The 18,301-nt window shown below is 49.8% G+C and carries 14 protein-coding genes; 7 read left to right on the top strand and 7 right to left on the bottom strand.

Annotated elements, in window-relative coordinates; all coding sequences use genetic code 11:
• Complete coding sequence (locus tag BMX14_RS00555; protein WP_092671216.1) at nt 1–2,334, bottom strand: TonB-dependent siderophore receptor; 2,334 nt, start codon at nt 2,332–2,334, stop codon at nt 1–3.
• Between the two features lie 218 nt (nt 2,335–2,552).
• Here BMX14_RS00555 and fes point away from each other — a divergent pair, with 218 nt between their 5' ends.
• Nucleotides 2,553–3,773 carry an enterochelin esterase gene (gene fes, locus BMX14_RS00550; protein WP_092671213.1) on the top strand — a complete coding sequence of 407 codons (1,221 nt, stop codon included), beginning with the start codon at nt 2,553–2,555 and terminating at the stop codon, nt 3,771–3,773.
• 4 nt (nt 3,774–3,777) lie between these two features.
• On the top strand, nt 3,778–7,743 hold the full coding sequence (locus BMX14_RS00545) for a non-ribosomal peptide synthetase (protein WP_092672421.1): 3,966 nt from the start codon (nt 3,778–3,780) through the stop codon (nt 7,741–7,743).
• Nucleotides 7,744–7,765: 22 nt separating this feature from the next.
• On the opposite strand, the gene BMX14_RS00540 is transcribed toward BMX14_RS00545, so the two are convergent.
• Genes BMX14_RS00540 through fepB form a run of 4 tightly spaced genes read right to left on the bottom strand, consistent with a single transcriptional unit; the run spans nt 7,766 to nt 11,517 of the window.
• A complete protein-coding gene (locus BMX14_RS00540; protein ID WP_092671210.1) occupies nt 7,766–8,557 on the bottom strand; it encodes an ABC transporter ATP-binding protein in 792 nt (263 codons plus the stop codon).
• Complete coding sequence (locus tag BMX14_RS00535) at nt 8,554–9,537, bottom strand: iron chelate uptake ABC transporter family permease subunit (RefSeq protein ID WP_092671208.1); 984 nt, start codon at nt 9,535–9,537, stop codon at nt 8,554–8,556. Before BMX14_RS00535 ends, BMX14_RS00540 begins: the two co-directional genes overlap by 4 nt.
• Entirely contained in the window at nt 9,537–10,556 is a 1,020-nt protein-coding gene (locus BMX14_RS00530) for an iron chelate uptake ABC transporter family permease subunit (RefSeq protein ID WP_230527198.1), read from the bottom strand. The genes BMX14_RS00535 and BMX14_RS00530 overlap by 1 nt, the downstream gene beginning before the upstream one ends.
• A 1-nt stretch (nt 10,557) precedes the next feature.
• A complete protein-coding gene (gene fepB, locus BMX14_RS00525; RefSeq protein WP_092671205.1) occupies nt 10,558–11,517 on the bottom strand; it encodes a Fe2+-enterobactin ABC transporter substrate-binding protein in 960 nt (319 codons plus the stop codon).
• Nucleotides 11,518–11,682: 165 nt separating this feature from the next.
• On the opposite strand from fepB, the gene BMX14_RS00520 reads away from it, so the two are divergent.
• The 5 genes from BMX14_RS00520 to BMX14_RS00500 are packed head-to-tail and all read left to right on the top strand — an operon-like array spanning nt 11,683 to nt 16,577.
• Complete coding sequence (locus BMX14_RS00520; protein WP_092671202.1) at nt 11,683–12,873, top strand: isochorismate synthase; 1,191 nt, start codon at nt 11,683–11,685, stop codon at nt 12,871–12,873.
• Between the two features lie 16 nt (nt 12,874–12,889).
• Nucleotides 12,890–14,509 (top strand): (2,3-dihydroxybenzoyl)adenylate synthase, encoded by a 1,620-nt coding sequence (locus tag BMX14_RS00515; protein ID WP_092671199.1) that lies wholly within the window; start codon nt 12,890–12,892, stop codon nt 14,507–14,509.
• Nucleotides 14,510–14,546: 37 nt separating this feature from the next.
• A complete protein-coding gene (locus BMX14_RS00510) occupies nt 14,547–15,395 on the top strand; it encodes an isochorismatase family protein (protein ID WP_092671197.1) in 849 nt (282 codons plus the stop codon).
• Between the two features lie 6 nt (nt 15,396–15,401).
• Nucleotides 15,402–16,154, top strand: a complete 753-nt coding sequence (gene dhbA, locus BMX14_RS00505) for a 2,3-dihydro-2,3-dihydroxybenzoate dehydrogenase (RefSeq protein WP_177173061.1) — start codon at nt 15,402–15,404, stop codon at nt 16,152–16,154.
• A 3-nt stretch (nt 16,155–16,157) separates the two neighbouring features.
• Complete coding sequence (locus tag BMX14_RS00500) at nt 16,158–16,577, top strand: hotdog fold thioesterase (RefSeq protein ID WP_092671191.1); 420 nt, start codon at nt 16,158–16,160, stop codon at nt 16,575–16,577.
• 35 nt (nt 16,578–16,612) lie between these two features.
• Here BMX14_RS00500 and cgtA read toward each other — a convergent pair whose 3' ends face one another.
• Both cgtA and rpmA read right to left on the bottom strand, forming a co-directional pair.
• Entirely contained in the window at nt 16,613–17,788 is a 1,176-nt protein-coding gene (gene cgtA / locus BMX14_RS00495) for an Obg family GTPase CgtA (protein ID WP_092671189.1), read from the bottom strand.
• Nucleotides 17,789–18,028: 240 nt separating this feature from the next.
• The gene (gene rpmA, locus BMX14_RS00490) at nt 18,029–18,286 is read right to left on the bottom strand and encodes a 50S ribosomal protein L27 (protein WP_048911377.1); all 258 of its coding nucleotides are present in this window, start codon (nt 18,284–18,286) and stop codon (nt 18,029–18,031) included.
• Nucleotides 18,287–18,301 lie beyond the last annotated feature (15 nt).

The raw sequence follows: 18,301 nt of genomic DNA, 5'->3' as shown, positions 1-18,301 counted from the left end.
TTAGAAGTGCGTATTCAGACTCATGTAGAAGGTTCGGCCTGACTCGTTGTAAGTGTATGCACCGGCACCGTATAGGTAGCTTGTGACTCCTGTTTTAGAATTCAGTGTTCCGGTAGTTTGTGCGTTACCTTCACGGAAGTGACGTTTATCAAAGAGGTTATCAATCCCTGCCGTGACACTGACATTCTTAGTCGCATCCCACGTCGCGCTGGCACCAAAGATACTGTACGGGCTGACTTCTCGGGTATCAGGATAGCTAACTTTATTACCTTGATAATTACGGCTCTTCGGTTTCTGCTTGCCGTACCAGGTCCACGTCGCTTGTACCGACAGATCCTGACGAATCTGCCACTCGACATTGGAGTTCAACGTAAATTGAGGAATGACGGAGAGACGATCATGATTCGTCTTATCCTTACTTTGCAGCATCCACGTCATATTGTTATTCCAAGTAACGGTATCGGTGACTGGAACATTGAAGGTTCCCTCTAAGCCCTCTACTACCGCGCGCGGTACATTCTCCCATTGATAAATACGGGTACCACTACTATTAGTTGAGGTAACATCATTACCCGATTCAATTTTATTATGGTAGTCATTCCGGAAGTAAGTCAGCCCAGCCTGAAGCCCAGCAAGGTCTTTATACTCCAAGCCAATCTCTTTGTTGACACTAGTTTCTGCTTTAAGGTCGCTATTACCTTGCAAGTAACATCCCGTACTCGAGCTGCCGTAACACCCTTGTCCTTTACTATAGAGAATATAGTTTGGATTGGTTTGATATAGATTTGGCGCTTTATAGGCACGAGCAATCCCCATCTTTAACGTCCACTCATTGGTGAGCTGCTGAGTTAAGTTAAGTGATGGGCTCCAGTTAGTGCCGACAACAGAGTGGTGATCAAAACGGATGGCCGGGGTTAATACCGTAGAATCCGTAATATCCATATTGTCTTCAGCAAACATAGAGAAGATCTGTGCTTGAGAGTACGGTGATCGCGTGCCAGTACCCACACCATCGATCGCCCCGCCGGTATTGCTACCGGTAAGCGCTTGGCCGGTCGAGGTACCATCTTTCATCTTCTGCTGGTTCCACTCAGTCCCCAAGGTAAGGTTCTGGTCTACCCAAGCAGTAAACGGAATACTGACTTCACTATGCAGCAGCACATCGCTCAGATCGATATCAGAGAACCCGGCATTATTATTGAAGATCCCCTCGGTTCCCCCGGCTAATCCTTCCGTGATCCTTGAGTTGCGCGTTCTTTCATATTGCGCATAGGTATTGGTGCTAACACCATTGTCCCAGACGCCTGTCCAGGTTAAGGCATAATCTTGGCGATAAATACGGTTAGTCTCATCACCATATTTGCTTTTCACATAAGCTGTGGTGTTGGTATTCTGCGTATCGCCAGCATAAATATTGCCTTGGCGACTGGTACCGGCTTCGAATTCAAGGTGCTGATTAGGCGCAAACTCCCAGTTTAGTTTGCCGTGAAGGTCTTTATCTCTAACCCCCTCTCGGCCAGCAGGATAGCTCCCTGCATAGGTACCGGTTCGCGACGCTGAATGGTTTTGGTTAATATCGTAAGCATCCGCCTGTGTCTTGTCGATATTTCCCCAGATACTTAAGGTTAGGCTATCGGTTGCCGGGCCCATCAAGCTGAAGTTGGTTCGTTTGGTCGACCCTTCAGATTTATGTTGTGGAACGTTGTAATACGCGTTCCATGAGCCATGCCACGCTTTATTCGCTTGCTTGGTGATGATATTGACCACCCCACCCATCGCCCCGCTACCATAACGTGCCGCAGCAGGTCCGCGGATGACTTCAATGTGATCAATCATTTCAGGTGGCACCCAGTTGGTATCACCACGTGAATCTCGCTCACCCCGCCATCCGTAACGCACTGAGTTTTTACTACTTACCGGACGGCCATCGATCAAGATCAAGGTATTTTCCGGTCCCATGCCTCGAATATCAATTTGGCGGTTATTGCCCCGCTGACCACTGGTCGAGTTACCCGTCAAGTTAACCCCAGGCATGGTACGAATAATTTCCGAAACATCACGAGCCGGGGGATGTTTACGAATCGCCTCGGATGAGATCGTCGACACGCCTGGCGCTTGAAGCGTTTGCTGACGTGCCGTGACGACGATGGAATTGTGTGAACTTTCCTCTGTAGACAACGCTTTGTCTTCAGAGGTTTTGGCTGAGGTTTCATCTGATACCGGAGTGTTTACGGTGACATCCGTTTGTGCCGCTGAAACCGGCGCGCAATAAATAAAAAATGAGCTACCGAGCTCAAGACAAACTGCAGCAGAAAGAAATGATAATTTTTTCATTTTTATAATCCCAGTTCCCTAGGCCAATGCTATGTGTGTTAGTTCAAGAAGCTCTTTAGTACTTGGTCATACTTTGCGAGTAACAGAGCAATAAATGACAAACTACGTAAAGAGAGATTGCAATCTATTGCAGATGAAAATAATTATCAATACTATTATCAACAAATCTCGATTCTGATCGCTATCTGCGGATAGCTTCTATAAAAGATAATTTGCACATGCTTATTCCTGAATGGTTTACCTCTGATACCGGTTCTGATCTGTGGTGGCAAGCACAACAACAGCAGGGTATCCCGCGTATTGAGCGAAGTTCTTCTCAGCAATGTCGAGTCACTTTTCTGTGGCGCCAACCTGCTGAGGCTAACGATTCTCAACAAGTGCAAGCGGTGTGGCTCAACATTACAGGGATCACTGATCACCACCAGCCCAATCCCCCAGTATCCTTAGTGCATTATCCCGCTAGTGATGTTTGGTATCTGTCACTCACACTCCCCACGCATTGGCGAGGAAGCTACTGCTTGATTCCTGATTCAACGAACGATGTAGGAGTATTGAACCAAGATATTTTCCAGCGTCGTGAATGGTGGCGAGAACAGTTTCAGCATGCCCAACACGACAGCCTCAACGCATTACGATCCTGGTCTGCTGGCCGAGGAATGTCTGTCTCTCCCCTTCACCTCCCTGATGCGCCTCCCCAAACTGAATGGCAAGCATGGGATCGAGGAGAACAACCAACGTTGCCCCTCAAGGTCATTGTCTGGAAGAGTGCTCGGCTGGGGAATGAACGTCGCGTTTGGTGCTACGGTACGGCGAAAGGTGAGGCTGCGTCATATCAGCATTTAGCCTTACTACTCGATGGTCAGTTCTGGGCCAATACCCTACCTATCGCCAGTCCTCTGCAACAATTAACCGATAAGGGGAAGCTACCTGCTGCGCTCTACATCATGCCTGAAATCATCGATCGTCAGCATCGCGGACGGGAATATCCCTGTAATGCCGATTTTTGGCAGGCTATTAACGAAGAGTTACTCCCGCTAATCAAACAGACGTTTAATTGGCAACAAGACCCCGCTCGCACCCTTGTCACCGGACAAAGCTTTGGCGGACTGGCCTCGGTCTATGCTTGCCTTAATTGGCCGGAATTTTATGGCAAAGCCCTCAGTCTCTCTGGGTCATTTTGGTGGCCAAATAGAGGCCAAGCCGCAGGTTATTTGATTCAACAGTTACAACAACAAGCCCCATCCATTGCTCCTCGACAAATTCTATTAGAGGCGGGTTGTCGCGAGGTATTAATTTGCGAGGCCAATCGGGAACTGGATAAGTGGTTAAGTCACTACCATATTCCACATCGTTTACACTATGTCGAAGGTGGACACGATGCACTGTGGTGGCGAGGAAGTTTATTAGGCGGATTACAAGCATTATGGCAGGACGAATAATATGATGAATATCGATGACAGCGTAGCACAACACCCTCTCACCGATGAGCGCAATGCAGCCTCATCTCCAGTGAAGACTCGTCGGTTACCGTTGGTTGCCGCACAACCCGGGATCTGGGTTGCCGACCAACTCTCCCCTTTTAACAATGCCTTTGCCGTGGCACACGCCATAACCCTACCGGGAACGCTTAACCTTGAACTGATGCAACAGGCTATTCAGCAAGGGTTAGCGGAAGCCGATACCGTTAATTTTCGGTTTGGGGAGCACGACGGTGAAGCTTTCCAATATCGTGATGCCAATACCGCTTTTACGGTGGAGTCTATTGATCTACGTGATGATCCTCAGGCGTTGGCGACGGCGCATGCCTTGATGGAAGCCGATCTGCATAGCCCTTTACGCATCACCGATAAAGGTGCCAACGTCAGACAAATGCTAATGCGTATCAGCCACGAACAGTGGATATGGTATCAACGTTACCACCATCTGATGGTCGACGGCTTCAGCTTTATTGCTCTGACCAAACGGATCAGCGAAATTTATGCTCATTTACGTCAACAGCAACCCCTATCGGCCTCGCCTTTTACTGCGTTCGATGAGGTTGTTGAAGAGTACCTTAATTACCAACATAGCGCGACGTACCAAAAAGATAAGCGTTATTGGCAAGAAAAAGTCCCGCAACTGCCTGATCCGCTAAGCCTTGCACAATCGCCGCTGAATGGTGAAACAGCCAGCCCGCAGGTAATACGTCACACGACACATTTTTCCGTTCAACAGCTTGCTCCCTTGCACCAACACCTCGCTGAAGCTGGCCTGACGCCTGTCGATGCTGCCGTAACGCTAGTAAATACCTGGCTCGCACACCTGACGGGTCAGCAGCCCTTTAGCGCGGGCTTTATTTTTATGCGGCGGATGGGATCGGCAGCCCTCAGCGCAGTCGGCCCTGTCATTAATGTGTTACCCATGAGTGTTGGGTATCAACCCACCTATACCTTCATGGAATTTGCGGGTCTACTAAGTAAAGAGATTAAGAAAAATCGACGTCATCAGCGTTACGATGCGGAGCAAATTAGCCGCGATTTAGGCTTAGCCGGGGATAGCGCCCCCCTGTTCGGGCCAGTATTGAACGTCAAACTTTTCGATTATCAACTAGAGTTTGAAGGTCAAAGCGTTCACACCACACACTTGGCCTCAGGACCGGTACGCGATATTGAAATAGCGTTAATCCTCGATAATCAAGGTGCCTTAACCCTGGAGTTCCTCGCCAATAGAAATCGCTACGATGAACGAGCGTTGTTGACCCATATTCAACGCCTGCCGCTGATTATCGATCAGTTAACCGCTCAGCCGACGTTAGCACTATCAGAACTGAGTCTTCTGAGCGAGCAAGAGCGACATCAACTAACAGAGGTTAATGCTACTGAAATTGCACTGCAGGACGATACGCTATGGTCGATGATCGCGACACAGTGTCAACTCACCCCAAGCAATGTCGCGCTGGCTGATACGCACGTTGCGCTGACCTACGCACAGATGGAACAGCAGGTCATTGCCTTGGCTGCCACCCTTCAGCAACACGGGGTGCAAGCTGGCGATATCGTTGCCGTTGCGCTTCCTCGCTCTATTTATCTATCTCTAGCCTTGCAAGCCATCGTACGGCTGGGCGCAATTTGGCTGCCGCTTGATACCGGCTATCCCGATGACCGTTTAGCCATCATGTTGGAGGATTCAACCCCGCGTTTAGTGATCACCGAGCAGGCGTTAAGCGACAGATTTACACAGATCAGCGACACACCACACTATTACTATCAATCGCTATTCAACGAACATCCTTCACTGTCGGCAGCCGTCCCCGCTCCGACACAAGGGGCGTACTTAATTTATACCTCAGGCTCGACAGGCAGACCTAAGGGCGTTCTGGTCAGTCACCAAGCCATTGTAAATCGCTTAAAATGGATGCAAAACCACTACCCACTTCACCATCACGATGTCGTTATTCAGAAAACCCCGAGTAGTTTTGATGTGTCAGTATGGGAGTTTTTCTGGCCATTACTAACTGGGGCGAAACTGTTTATGGCTCCCCCCGACAGTCATCGCGATCCTGAGTGGTTACAACAAGTCATGGTGGAACAACACGTAAGCGTGACTCACTTTGTGCCGTCAATGTTAGCCGCCTTCTTAGAAAGTCTCACTGAAGCCACTGCCGCGGCACTACGACAGCGGTTACGTCTCGTCTTTTGTAGTGGCGAAGCCCTACCCACCGCACTCGCCCGTCAGTGGGAACAGAGCGTAGCGATCCCTTGCCATAATTTATATGGCCCCACTGAGGCCGCGGTTGACGTCAGCTGGTTCCCGGCATTTGGCCCAGAGCTCACCGCGGTAAAAGGCCATAGCGTCCCGATTGGCTGGCCGGTGTGGAACACTCAGCTTCATATTCTCGATAGCCAGCTCAAACCTGTCCCCTATGGTATCGCGGGTGAATTGTGGCTGGGGGGGGGGCAACTGGCAGAAGGCTATTTAGGTCGACCAGAACTGACCGCCGAACGTTTTGTTCCCGCGCCTTGGGACGCAACGCAACGCTTATACCGCAGCGGTGATGTCGCCCGCCGCCTCGACAACGGTGAAATTGAGTACTTGGGACGTAACGATGACCAACTCAAAATCCGCGGTCAGCGGATAGAACTCTCTGAGATTGATGCCGTTCTGCTTTCGTTACCCGGTATTAAGCAAGCGGCCTCCGTTGCCGTGAGTTTAAACCAACAATTAGCTGGGCTGGCTGACGACCGACAATTGGTAAGCTATATCATCGCTGAAACACCACAACAGAGTGATCTTATCCGTCAACAATTGGCCGAACGGTTACCGGCTCATATGGTCCCCGTGATCATTATTCCAGTAGAGGTCTTCCCTCTCAGCAGTAACGGTAAGTTAGACCGCAAAGCCTTACCCGTCCCGAAACTTGATGATCACCACACTACGCGTGAGCCTCAAGGCGCGTTAGAAGTTCAATTAGCCGCGCTATTTGCTGATCTATTACAGTTACCACAGGTCGCTGCAAATCAGGACTTCTTCGCGTTGGGTGGGCACTCGCTCTTAGCAATGCGTTTAGCTGCGCAAATCCGTAAACAGATGGATTACCCGCTTACCGTTGGCCACGTTATGGTCAATGCAACGGTTGAAAAACTCGCCCAAATTATTCAACAGAGTCCTGAACATGCGGACAGTGGGTTACAGACGTTACTCCCTTTGCGACAGACGCAAGGACCTCGTCTCTATTGCTTCCACCCGGCGTCCGGATTCGCTTGGCAATTTAGCGTATTACAACGTTATCTTGACCCGACATGGTCAATTATTGGTATCCAATCGCCAGATGAGCAAGGCGCTCTCGGTAATGCACACCATATTGATGATGTATGTGATCGGCATCTCGAGACGCTTCTGGCAGACCAACCCTCTGGCCCCTATTACTTTATTGGCTACTCGCTGGGCGGAACCTTGGCCCAAGGTATCGCCTCACGGCTTGAAGCGCGAGGAGAAGAGGTCGCGTTTTTAGGCCTGCTTGATACCTGGCCACCTGAAACCCAGAATTGGGATGAGAAGCAGGGGAAAAATGTCTTGGATGAGCAAGTGATCGAAGAAGTGAATCGTGAACGTGAGCAATTTGTTCAAAGCCAACGGGCCCAAGCAGGCGAAGAGCTTTCCCACCTTTTTGATCAGGTTGAAGCTAATTACGCCCACTCCGTGCGTTTATTAACGACCGCACGGAGCCGTAAGACGCAAGGACACGCGACGCTCTTCTCCGCATTGGAAACACAACAGCCTGCCTTGAATGCGCAACAGGCTTGGGCGCCTTTTATCCAAACCTTGGATATTGTGCCCATCGACTGCGCCCATGTGGAGATCATCTCACCCGCGATGTTTGAAATTATCGGCCCCGAGATCAATCGCCGTTTAACGCGGTTACTCTCTTAATACTTGAGGGGGCTATGCCCCCTCACCTTCCAATAGGGACGATCATTGGCGTGCCGGCAATCGGATCGGGAATAATGACGGCTTTTAACCCATAGACCTGCTCAATCAACTCTGCGGTGATAATCTCACTTGGCTTACCTTCCGCAATAATCTCCCCTGCACGCATCGCAATAAGATGACTGGCATAGCGACAGGCTTGGTTTAACTCATGCAGTACCACGACTAATGTACGGCCATGGCGTTGATTAAGTTCACGCAAGAGTTCCATTAGCTCGATTTGATGCGTGATGTCCAACCACGTAGTCGGTTCATCGAGCAGCAAGAGCGGGGTTTGTTGTGCCAATACCATGGCGATCCAGACACGCTGCCGCTGCCCACCAGAAAGCTGCTCAACGGGACAATCCGCCAGGTGTTCGATATTGGTCGCCGCCATCGCTTCCGCCACGGCTTGGCTATCTTCGGTACGCCATCCACCGAATAGCGACTGGTGCGGATACCGTCCACGTCCAACTAAATCAGCAACGGTGATCCCTGCTGGGGTATGACTGTTTTGTGGAAGCAAACCGAGTTGCCGTGCAACCTCTTTCGCCGGTAATTGGTGGATTGCCTGTCCATCCAGAATAACTTGACCCGCCACCGGTTTTATCACTCGACTGAGCGCTTTTAACAGCGTCGACTTACCACAGGCATTAGGGCCGATAATAACGGTGAATTCCCCATCGGGGATCGCTACCGATAACTGCTCTACGACCGTTTTCTTGTCATAAGCCAATGTAAGGTCACTGGCTGCAAGACGAGAAGAAGATAAACTCATGAACGTCTGGCCTCTCTAACCAAAAGTGACAGTAGATAGATGCCGCCAACACTGACGGTGATCACCCCAACCGGGAGTTGATAGGGCAGGAAAGCGTGTTGGGCCAGATAATCCGCGGCCAACAGTAATAGACTGCCACATAATGCCGTATTCCATAAAACACCAGAAGGACTGTGAGCCAGACGCCTTGCAATTTGTGGTGCTACCAGTGCCACGAAGGAAACCGGGCCTATCACCGCCGTTGGCACGGCGGTCAGTACTGTGGCCAGTAACAAAAGTCCTAGTCGGGTTCGCTCGGTTCGGATGCCCAGCGCACAGGCTAAATCGTCACCCATCTCCATCAGTCGCATCCGTTTGGCTAACATCGCAACCCCAAATAATGCAATCACTATGGCCGGAAAAACCATTGATACACTTTGCCAATTTACCCCATTTAATGACCCGGCACTCCATAATCCGGCACTCATCGCGGTACTCAAGGCGGTTGACGTCATCACCCAGCCGTTAAACGACATGAGTAGTGCACGGATACCAATTCCTATCAAAATTAATCGATAAGGGGTGATACCTTGACGCCAAGCTAATAGATAAATAATTGCCCCGGTCAATGCGGCGCTGATTAGTGAGGCCAAGGTCATGGCAAACAGGTTACCGGGCCATAGTAACATGACAACTAGGACGCCCGAAAAGGCACCAGCATTAAGACCCAGCACATCGGGACTACCCAAAGGGTTACGTAAAATTGATTGGAAAATCGCACCACTTATCCCAAGTGCCGCTCCGCACAATAACGCGATAAGGACACGCGGTAGCCGCCACTCGACCACGACTAACCGCAAGGCCGCCGGCCCGTTTCCCTTGAGGATATGCCACAGCTCTTGTAGCGACAGCGGGAGTGCCCCTCGACATAGTGCGCCTAGCATCACTGTAACGACAGCAAGCAGCAATAAGCAAAAAATAATCAGTGGACGTTTCTTCATTACATACCACGCCCTATCCGATGACGAACGAGAAAAATTAAGGCTGGAGCGCCAATCAGTGCAGTAATAATCGAGACTCTAATCTCACCCGGAGCAATGCTACGGCCAATAATATCGGCAAGCAGTAAAACGGCCGGAGTAATCAGAACCGTACCCGGTAAATAATAACGATGGTCACTCCCCAATACGCCACGAGCGAGATGTGGGGCAACCAGCCCAATAAAAGCGATGGGGCCGGTCAGAGCCGTTGCACAGGCTGATAATAACGCGATAAGCAGTAACCCAGACAGCTGCACCAGCCCGACTCGTGTCCCTAAGGTCCGAGCAAGATCCTCGCCCATACTGATCGCATTTAAGGAACGGCTCAGCACCAAAGTACAGAGGCTAGCGATCGCCACCACAGGGCCGAGTAACGTGAAGATAGTGAGTTGTCGTACATCTAACGACCCGGTTTGCCAGAAGCGTAGGTGGTCGTATATATCTGGATTTAATAGAGAAACACCACTGGTCAACCCTTCCAAGATAGCCGCTAACGAAACCCCTGCTAACGTCAGACGGATTGGATTCAATCGGCCGCCCCGCCCTGCGCCGGTAATCGCCACGATGATGGCCGCCAGGAGTGCCCCTAAGAATGCTAAAGAAAAACTCTGCCAGAAAGAGAACGTTCCCCAGAAACTTAGTCCCATTACGGTGACAAAACTGGCTCCCGAGTTAACGCCCAAGAGGCCCGGATCGGCGAGCGGATTACGCGTAAGGGATTGCATCAGTGCACCCGCTAGCCCCAGCGCACAGCCTGCTACCAAGCCAGCCAAGGTCCGCGGGAGCCGTGAAAACCGGATAATATCGCAATTCTCACTGTGACAGGATTGCCACAGTGACAAGCTAGACCAGCTTTCTGATAGGGAAATCGTTTTGGCTCCGGTCAGTGAACTCGCGATCACTAAGCCAAATAAAACGATCAGCAACCCGGAGAACAGGCCAAAGGGTTTACACCACGGAGAAAATTGAGCGTTTTTCACCTTAATGCACAAAAAGTTTTTCTAGTATCGCCAAGGTATGTGTCGCACTGTAGTAATCTAAACGAAAATTATCGTTACCCAGCGGGTAGACATGTCCTTCCTTAACAGCGGGAGCTTGTTGTAAGAAACGATCACTATTCACTTGTTTAACCGTCTCGCCATCGGCCACGAACATTAACCAGCTCTTACCACTCAGCCCTTCACTCATTTTTTCACCTGAAAGCTGAATAATGTCTTTTCGCTGGCCCATACTATGGCTAGTCGCCAATTCTTTCGGGGTTGGCGCTAGCGTGAACCCTAGCTGTTGCAGTAGTTTTCCTTGGGCGGAGTCAGCCGTCCAGAGATTGACTTCTTTCCCTCCGCCATTCCAAACAAATGCCGAAACAGGCTGAGGAGGTAATTTCAGGGTCGGTTTTAATGCGGCAACACGCTGGTCAAACTGGTGAATTAAGATGTTTGCTTGATCTTCATGGCCAGTAGCTTGACCTAGGAGGGTCACTATCTGTTGCCAGCTCTTATTGTCGTAATTCACGACAATCACCGGCGCAATGCTAGAAAGTTGATTCACTAACCGTAGCGCGCTGTCGTGCCCCGTGGCACTGACAACAATAAGATCCGGGGCTTGTGCAGCCACCATTTCGGCATTGGCTTCACCAATATATAAGCGCTGTACATGCTTTTGCTTCGCCACGGCACCCCATTGGCTAAAAAATCCTTGGCTATCGGTAAAACGGCTATTAGGAACCCCCGCACCACTGGCAATCACTGGCGCATCAATCGCGAGTAACGATCCGGTTAGCGTAACACTGGTGGAAACGATTCTTTTCGGGGCACTTTTCAGTGTTACCGTTCCATTATTCGTCACCACTTGCCTTGGCCAACTTGCAGCTTGACTCAGTCCTGCTAAAGGTAATAACACACTGACTAAGAGAATATTGAGCAGTCTTGAGCGTCGGATCATAATGACTTTCCTATATGAGCATCTAGTGCGTAATCGTATGGTCTACGTGAGAAGTCAACCTAAAGCTGGCTTCATCAGTTGACAGGTAAGGGAGTTAAGCGTAGCTTACCGACAAAATTCAAATGATAATCATTATTAACTATCTTATCATTTAATGGTGCTATTATGGTCGAAATCACTGCCGTTGAAAATATTCTTCACCGTAAAATTCAGCAACAGAGCGCATTAAAAGAACGTTTTCTGTTTACCTCTCAAGAAACTAGCCTACTTAGCGATGGCTGCTTTAAACGTATCACTCAACCCCTGCTCGATAGCGAGGGAAGCCAAGACGCCTTCCAACGCACGCTTCGGGAACAATTTCGCTTGGCTCGTGCAGCAGGGATAAAAGATCCGTTAGTCGTGGGGGCAATCCCCTTTGATTCTCATCAACCGACAGCACTGTTTATTCCCCAGCACGTCACCCGTACTGACCGTAATCAGTTGATGACCCAGCTCAAGCCCTATCAGCAGCAGCCCTTGGCGCCAATTACCCGTCAGCAGGCTTATCCTGATAAACCACACTTTATGAAGATGGTGAGCGATGCCGTTGCGGCGATGAATCGAGGCGAGATGGATAAAGTCGTCCTTTCAAGGCTGCTAAAATTAACCACTGAAGACAGTATTGATAGCACTACGCTGATGAGCCTAATCATGGCGCAAAACCCGGATAACTATCATTTCCATGTTCCTCTTGCGAATAACGAGGTATTGCTGGGGGCAAGCCCTGAGCTCCTCCTGCGTAAGCAAAAAGACCAATTTAGCTCTCGTCCTTTAGCCGGTTCAGCAAAGCGTCAACTAGACCGAGAGGACGATCATCGTGTAGGTCAGACGCTACTTGCGTCGAGCAAAGACCGCCATGAGCACCAGTTAGTGATAGATGCGATGGCCAAGGTATTAGCCCCTGTCGCTGAACAGTTACAGGTGCCGCAAGTCCCAGAACTGGTCACCACGTCGCAACTTTGGCACCTTGCGACCACCGTACAAGGGATAACACATAATGCTGAAGAAAATGCCTTAGTGCTAGCAGGATTACTCCATCCCACCCCTGCACTGAGCGGCTACCCACATCAGTTAGCTTGCCGTCTTATTCAGCACTTAGAGCCTTTCCCGAGAGAACTGTTTGGTGGCATGGTAGGCTGGTGCGATGACGAGGGTAATGGAGAGTGGGTCGTGACGATACGTTGCGCGCAACTGAACCAACAACAGGTCACCCTCTTTGCCGGTGCGGGCATCGTCCCCGCCTCCGATCCCCTTTCGGAGTGGCAAGAGACCGGTACCAAACTCAGTACCATGCTAAAAGCCTTTGGTTTACATTAATTTTAGGTAATCATTCATGAGCATTTCTTTTACGCCTTGGCCCGCAGAGCTGGCGGCACGTTATCGTGAAAAAGGCTATTGGTTAGATATTCCCCTAACTGATATTAGCAATCGTCATCGTGATAGCGATCGCCCGGCCATTATCGATCCGGTACAGACGCTCAGCTATCGTCAGCTGGCGCAATACAGTGACCAACTGGCTGCACAGCTACAAAAACGCGGTATTAAACGAGGAGATACGGCCTTAGTTCAGCTGGGTAATCGCTGTGAATTTTATATTGTTTTCTTCGCCCTATTAAAATTGGGCGTGGCACCCGTCAATGCCCTTTTCAGCCACCAGCGCAGTGAATTAAGTGCTTACGCTACACAGATCAAGCCACGATTATTAATTGCCGACCGACAACATCCAGTCTTTACCGATAATCGCTACGTTGACGAACTCAGTGCACAGTATCCAGAGCTTCAACATCAACTATGGCACAATGCTTTTGACGATGAGAGTAGTTTGTTATCGCGCTATACACAGGAAGCCGAATCGTTCACCCCGACGCCAAGTGCCCCGGATGAGGTCGCCTTTTTCCAATTGTCGGGTGGCAGTACCGGAACGCCTAAACTGATCCCTCGTACCCATAACGATTATTATTACAGCATTATTGGCAGTGTCGATATTTGCCAATTTACTGAGCAAACTCGTTATTTATGCGCGCTACCGATTGCCCATAATTACCCCATGAGCTCACCCGGTATTCTTGGGGTGTTATACAGCGGCGGACTTAGCGTGTTGGCGCCCGACCCAAGCCCGACTACCTGCTTTAGTTTAATCGCCGACCACCTTATCAATGTCACTGCTTTGGTACCGCCTGCAGTAAGCCTCTGGTTACAGTCGATGCAAGAGTGGAACTGTGCGCACCAGCTCAGCTCACTGCGTTTACTACAAGTCGGCGGCGCCAAACTGAGCGAGAGTTTAGCCGCGCGAATTCCTGCTGAAATAGGCTGCCAATTACAGCAAGTATTTGGCATGGCGGAGGGCTTGGTAAACTATACGCGTCTCAATGACGATCAACAGACTATCCTTACCACTCAAGGCTGTCCTATTTCACCCGATGATGAAGTCTGGGTTGCGGATGAAGCAGGTCAACCACTCCCGGTCAATACTACCGGTCGTTTAATGACGCGTGGCCCTTATACCTTCCGCGGGTATTACAAGAGTCCTGAACATAATGCGGCTTGCTTCGATCAACAGGGATTTTATTGCTCCGGCGATCTCATTTCAATTGATGAACGCGGCTATATTACCGTTCAAGGCCGTGAAAAAGATCAGATCAATCGTGGCGGCGAAAAGATTGCTGCTGAAGAAATTGAGAATCTTTTACAACGACACCCAGACATTATTCATGCTGCGCTCGTATCGATGAGTGATGAGTTATTAGGTGAAAAAAGTTGTGCCTATATTGTCGCGAAACAAGCGGTAAAAGCTGTGCAGCTGCGTCGACATTTACGTGACCAAGGGATAGCCGAATTTAAATTACCCGATCGATTTGTCTTCAGCGACGTCCTACCGCTGACCCCCGTCGGCAAAGTGGATAAAAAATTATTGCGTCAGCAACTGATTGAAGAAAATAAGAAAAAATCTTGATTCCCCCTATTATAGTGTATCGATTTTTGGAGTTGTAATGAGTATCCCTAAATTAACGGCCTATGCCTTGCCTACAGCCGATGAGCTACCGAATAACAAAGTGAACTGGACCTTTGAGCCACAACGCGCTGCGTTATTAATTCACGATATGCAAAATTACTTCCTTAATTTTTGGGGAGAAAAGAGTGAATTTGTCGAGACTGTGGTAAACCATATCGCGGCATTACGCCAACAGTGTAAGGCGTTAGGTATTCCGGTGTTCTATACCGCTCAACCCAATGAGCAAAGCGATGAAGACCGTGCATTACTTAACGATATGTGGGGGCCGGGATTAAACCGTCATCCTGAGCAACAAAAAGTGACCGCAGCCTTGGCTCCGGATGAACAAGATATTGTGCTCACCAAGTGGCGTTATAGTGCTTTTCAGCGCTCGCCTCTTGAACAGCAGCTCAAGGCGATGGGTCGTGATCAATTGATCATCACCGGTGTCTATGCCCATATTGGCTGCCTGACCACCGCGACAGATGCCTTTATGCGGGATATCAAACCCTTTATGGTTGCGGATGCCTTAGCCGATTTCAGCCGAGAAGAACATCTTATGGCGCTAACCTACACAGCTGGTCGCAGTGGAAAAGTGGTCATGACAGACGATCTGTTATTACTGCCTGCCTCAAAACAAGCTTTGCGTGACGTAATTTTACCGTTGCTTGAAGATGACGATATTCCCGAGGATGATGAAAACCTGATCGATTATGGCTTAGACTCAGTACGTATGATGGCGCTGGCTTCACGCTGGCGTCAGGCTATTCCTAGTATGGACTTCGTTACCCTCGCGAAAACCCCTACTTTCGACGCCTGGTGGGCGCGACTTTCCGGGGATAAATAACTGACGATGACTATGGATTTTCGCGATAAATATGTCTGGGTGACCGGTGCTGGCCAAGGGATAGGTTATGATGCAGCCTGTGCTTTCCATCAGGCCGGGGCAGTCGTTATCGGCTTCGATAAGCAGTTTTCCAGCGAGCACTATCCTTTTCGCTGTTTAGTCATGAATGTAGCGGATCCCCAACAGGTCGCCAACGTCTGCCAAGCGCAATTGGCGCAGCAACCCCGACTCGATGTGTTAGTCAATGCCGCTGGCATCTTGCGTATCGGCGCGACTGATGCCTTAAGTTTTGAGGATTGGCAAGCCTGCTTTAACGTTAATGCCGGTGGGGCGTTTAACCTCTTTTCGCAAACCCTTCCGCTATTTCGTGAGCAAGGCTTTGGCGCTATTGTGAGTGTCGCTTCCAATTCCGCCCATGCCCCACGTCTTGGCATGTCTGCGTATGGTGCATCCAAAGCGGCATTACGCAGTCTTTGCCAAACAGTTGGTTTAGAAATGGCACCCTATGGTGTGCGCTGTAATATCGTTTCCCCAGGTTCGACAGATACCGCGATGCAACGAAGCTTATGGCATACCCCTGAAGCCGAGCAGGAAATGATTAATGGTTTTCCTGATCAGTTTAAGCTAGGTATTCCCCTGAAGAAGATCGCTACCCCCCGTGAGATCACCAATGCGATCCTATTCCTTGCATCCGATCTCGCGAGCCATATCGTATTACAAGATATCGTCATTGACGGCGGGGCAACCTTAGGCGCATAGCGGATGCAGACGATTTGGAAAAAAACCATCGATCTTGACGCCCTCAATGATATGGGGAAAAACTGTCTGATCGAGCACCTCGGCATTGTCTTTACTGCCCTACATCCCACGCACCTCGAAGCGGAAATGCCCGTTGACAGCCGTACTTGTCAGCCCTTTGGTTTACTCCATGGCGGTGCGAGTGTGGTGTTGGCTGAATCGATGGGATCGATGGCCGGTTGGCTGACCTGTCGCGAGGAGCAAAATGTGGTCGGTATTGAGGTGAATGCTAGCCATCATCGCGCGGTCGCGAGCGGCAAAGTCACGGCGGTATGCCAGCCTCTGCATCTTGGTGGTCAGATACAAGTTTGGCAAATAGAGATTAAAAACCTGCGGGGTAAACTCTGTTGTAGCGCTCGACTGACGGTAACCGTATTGGGATAAAATAAAAAGGGGCAACACTTGGTTGCCCCTTGTTTTTAGCGTTGATAAATAATTTCAACGCCTTCTTCGTCTTCGTCGTCCCAGTCATCCCAGTCTTCATCTTCTTCTTCTTCGACGGTATGCTGCTCGAGTGTTTCACGGTGGTAATCGTCCCACATAAACTCGACTTTCTCTGCGGCTTTCTCTGCCTTGACTTCTTCTTTAGGCTGAGAATTAATAAACTTCATCACATCCCAGCAGAGATCTTTTACACCCTGTTGGCTTGCTGCAGAGATCAGGTAGTAATCACCTTCCCACCCCAGATCGTCAGCGATCTGTTTTGCACGTTCAGCCGCTTCTTCTGGATCAAGTAAATCCACTTTATTGAACACTAACCAACGCGGCTTTTGGTAGAGCTTATCGCTATATTTTTCCAGTTCACCGAGAATGATCCGAGCATTATCCACTGGATTACTTTCATCGATCGGCGCCAGATCGATAAGGTGAAGCAATACACGACAACGCTCGAGGTGTTTCAGGAAGCGGATACCCAGGCCTGCACCATCCGCAGCACCTTCGATCAAACCAGGGATATCAGCGACGACAAAACTCTGCTCGTTATCCATACGGACTACACCTAAGCTTGGGACTAAGGTGGTGAAGGGATAGTCTGCTACTTTAGGTTTCGCAGCGGATACGGCACGGATAAACGTCGATTTTCCGGCATTAGGAAGTCCTAACATTCCCACATCAGCCAGGAGCATTAACTCCAGCTGAAGATCACGTTCTTCACCCGGCGTACCGTTAGTTTTCTGGCGTGGCGTACGGTTAACGGAAGATTTAAAACGAGTATTTCCAAGCCCATGCCAGCCGCCTTTAGCGACCATCAAGGTTTGTCCATGCTCGGTCATATCCCCTAGCGTTTCGCCGGTGCCTTGATCGATGACTCGGGTTCCCATCGGGACCTTTACCGTCACGTCTTTACCGCGTTTACCGGTACAGTCACGGCTTTGGCCATTTTGACCACGTTCCGCGCGGAAGGCTTTCTCAAAACGGTAGTCAATTAGGGTATTAAGGTTTTCATCGGCAACGAGCCAGACGTCACCGCCATCGCCGCCGTCACCGCCATCGGGGCCACCTTTAGGGATATATTTTTCGCGGCGGAAGCTAATACAGCCATTCCCACCGTCGCCAGCAACGACAAGGATCGTGGCTTCATCAACAAATTTCATTTCTTCTCTCCGTCATGCATACGCCGTCCAGAGTCAGGTCGGCGGGTCCGCCAGGGTCATATCAGCTGACCGGCAGCGGATCGTAATGTTTGATCTCAATAATAGTGAGCAGGAATAGGCGATCAAACAAGGGCTTCGTTCGTGTACTCAACGATCTTTTACAACAGAATGTAAAAAGCCCCGCAAAGCTGCGGGGCTTTAATTCTTCAGTCCTACAGGAAAACCTGCAGAGAGAACCGATTACTCAGCAACGATGCTGACGTATTTACGGTTTTCTGGACCTTTAACTTCGAATTTGATTTGACCTGTTGCGGTAGCAAACAGAGTGTGGTCACGACCACAACCAACATTGTTACCTGCGTGGAATTTAGTTCCACGTTGACGAACAATGATGCTACCTGCTAGTACAGTTTCTCCGCCAAAGCGTTTTACGCCAAGACGTTTAGCGTTTGAGTCACGACCGTTACGAGTCGAACCACCAGCTTTCTTGTGTGCCATTTGTTAAATCTCCTC

The organism is Rosenbergiella nectarea (genome assembly GCF_900111105.1).
Taxonomy (GTDB): domain Bacteria; phylum Pseudomonadota; class Gammaproteobacteria; order Enterobacterales; family Enterobacteriaceae; genus Rosenbergiella; species Rosenbergiella nectarea.
This window is presented reverse-complemented; position numbering and strand designations above follow the sequence as displayed.

Excerpts from the sequence above, each read along its gene's own strand:
- BMX14_RS00545 (WP_092672421.1), top strand. The coding sequence starts at position 3,778 with ATGAATATCGATGACAGCGTAGCACAACACCCTCTCACCGATGAGCGC.
- cgtA (WP_092671189.1), bottom strand. The coding sequence starts at position 17,788 with ATGAAATTTGTTGATGAAGCCACGATCCTTGTCGTTGCTGGCGACGGT.
- BMX14_RS00515 (WP_092671199.1), top strand. The coding sequence starts at position 12,890 with ATGAGCATTTCTTTTACGCCTTGGCCCGCAGAGCTGGCGGCACGTTAT.
- rpmA (WP_048911377.1), bottom strand. The coding sequence starts at position 18,286 with ATGGCACACAAGAAAGCTGGTGGTTCGACTCGTAACGGTCGTGACTCA.
- BMX14_RS00520 (WP_092671202.1), top strand. The coding sequence starts at position 11,683 with ATGGTCGAAATCACTGCCGTTGAAAATATTCTTCACCGTAAAATTCAG.
- BMX14_RS00535 (WP_092671208.1), bottom strand. The coding sequence starts at position 9,537 with ATGAAGAAACGTCCACTGATTATTTTTTGCTTATTGCTGCTTGCTGTC.
- fes (WP_092671213.1), top strand. The coding sequence starts at position 2,553 with ATGCTTATTCCTGAATGGTTTACCTCTGATACCGGTTCTGATCTGTGG.
- BMX14_RS00500 (WP_092671191.1), top strand. The coding sequence starts at position 16,158 with ATGCAGACGATTTGGAAAAAAACCATCGATCTTGACGCCCTCAATGAT.
- BMX14_RS00510 (WP_092671197.1), top strand. The coding sequence starts at position 14,547 with ATGAGTATCCCTAAATTAACGGCCTATGCCTTGCCTACAGCCGATGAG.
- BMX14_RS00555 (WP_092671216.1), bottom strand. The coding sequence starts at position 2,334 with ATGAAAAAATTATCATTTCTTTCTGCTGCAGTTTGTCTTGAGCTCGGT.
- dhbA (WP_177173061.1), top strand. The coding sequence starts at position 15,402 with ATGACTATGGATTTTCGCGATAAATATGTCTGGGTGACCGGTGCTGGC.
- BMX14_RS00540 (WP_092671210.1), bottom strand. The coding sequence starts at position 8,557 with ATGAGTTTATCTTCTTCTCGTCTTGCAGCCAGTGACCTTACATTGGCT.
- fepB (WP_092671205.1), bottom strand. The coding sequence starts at position 11,517 with ATGATCCGACGCTCAAGACTGCTCAATATTCTCTTAGTCAGTGTGTTA.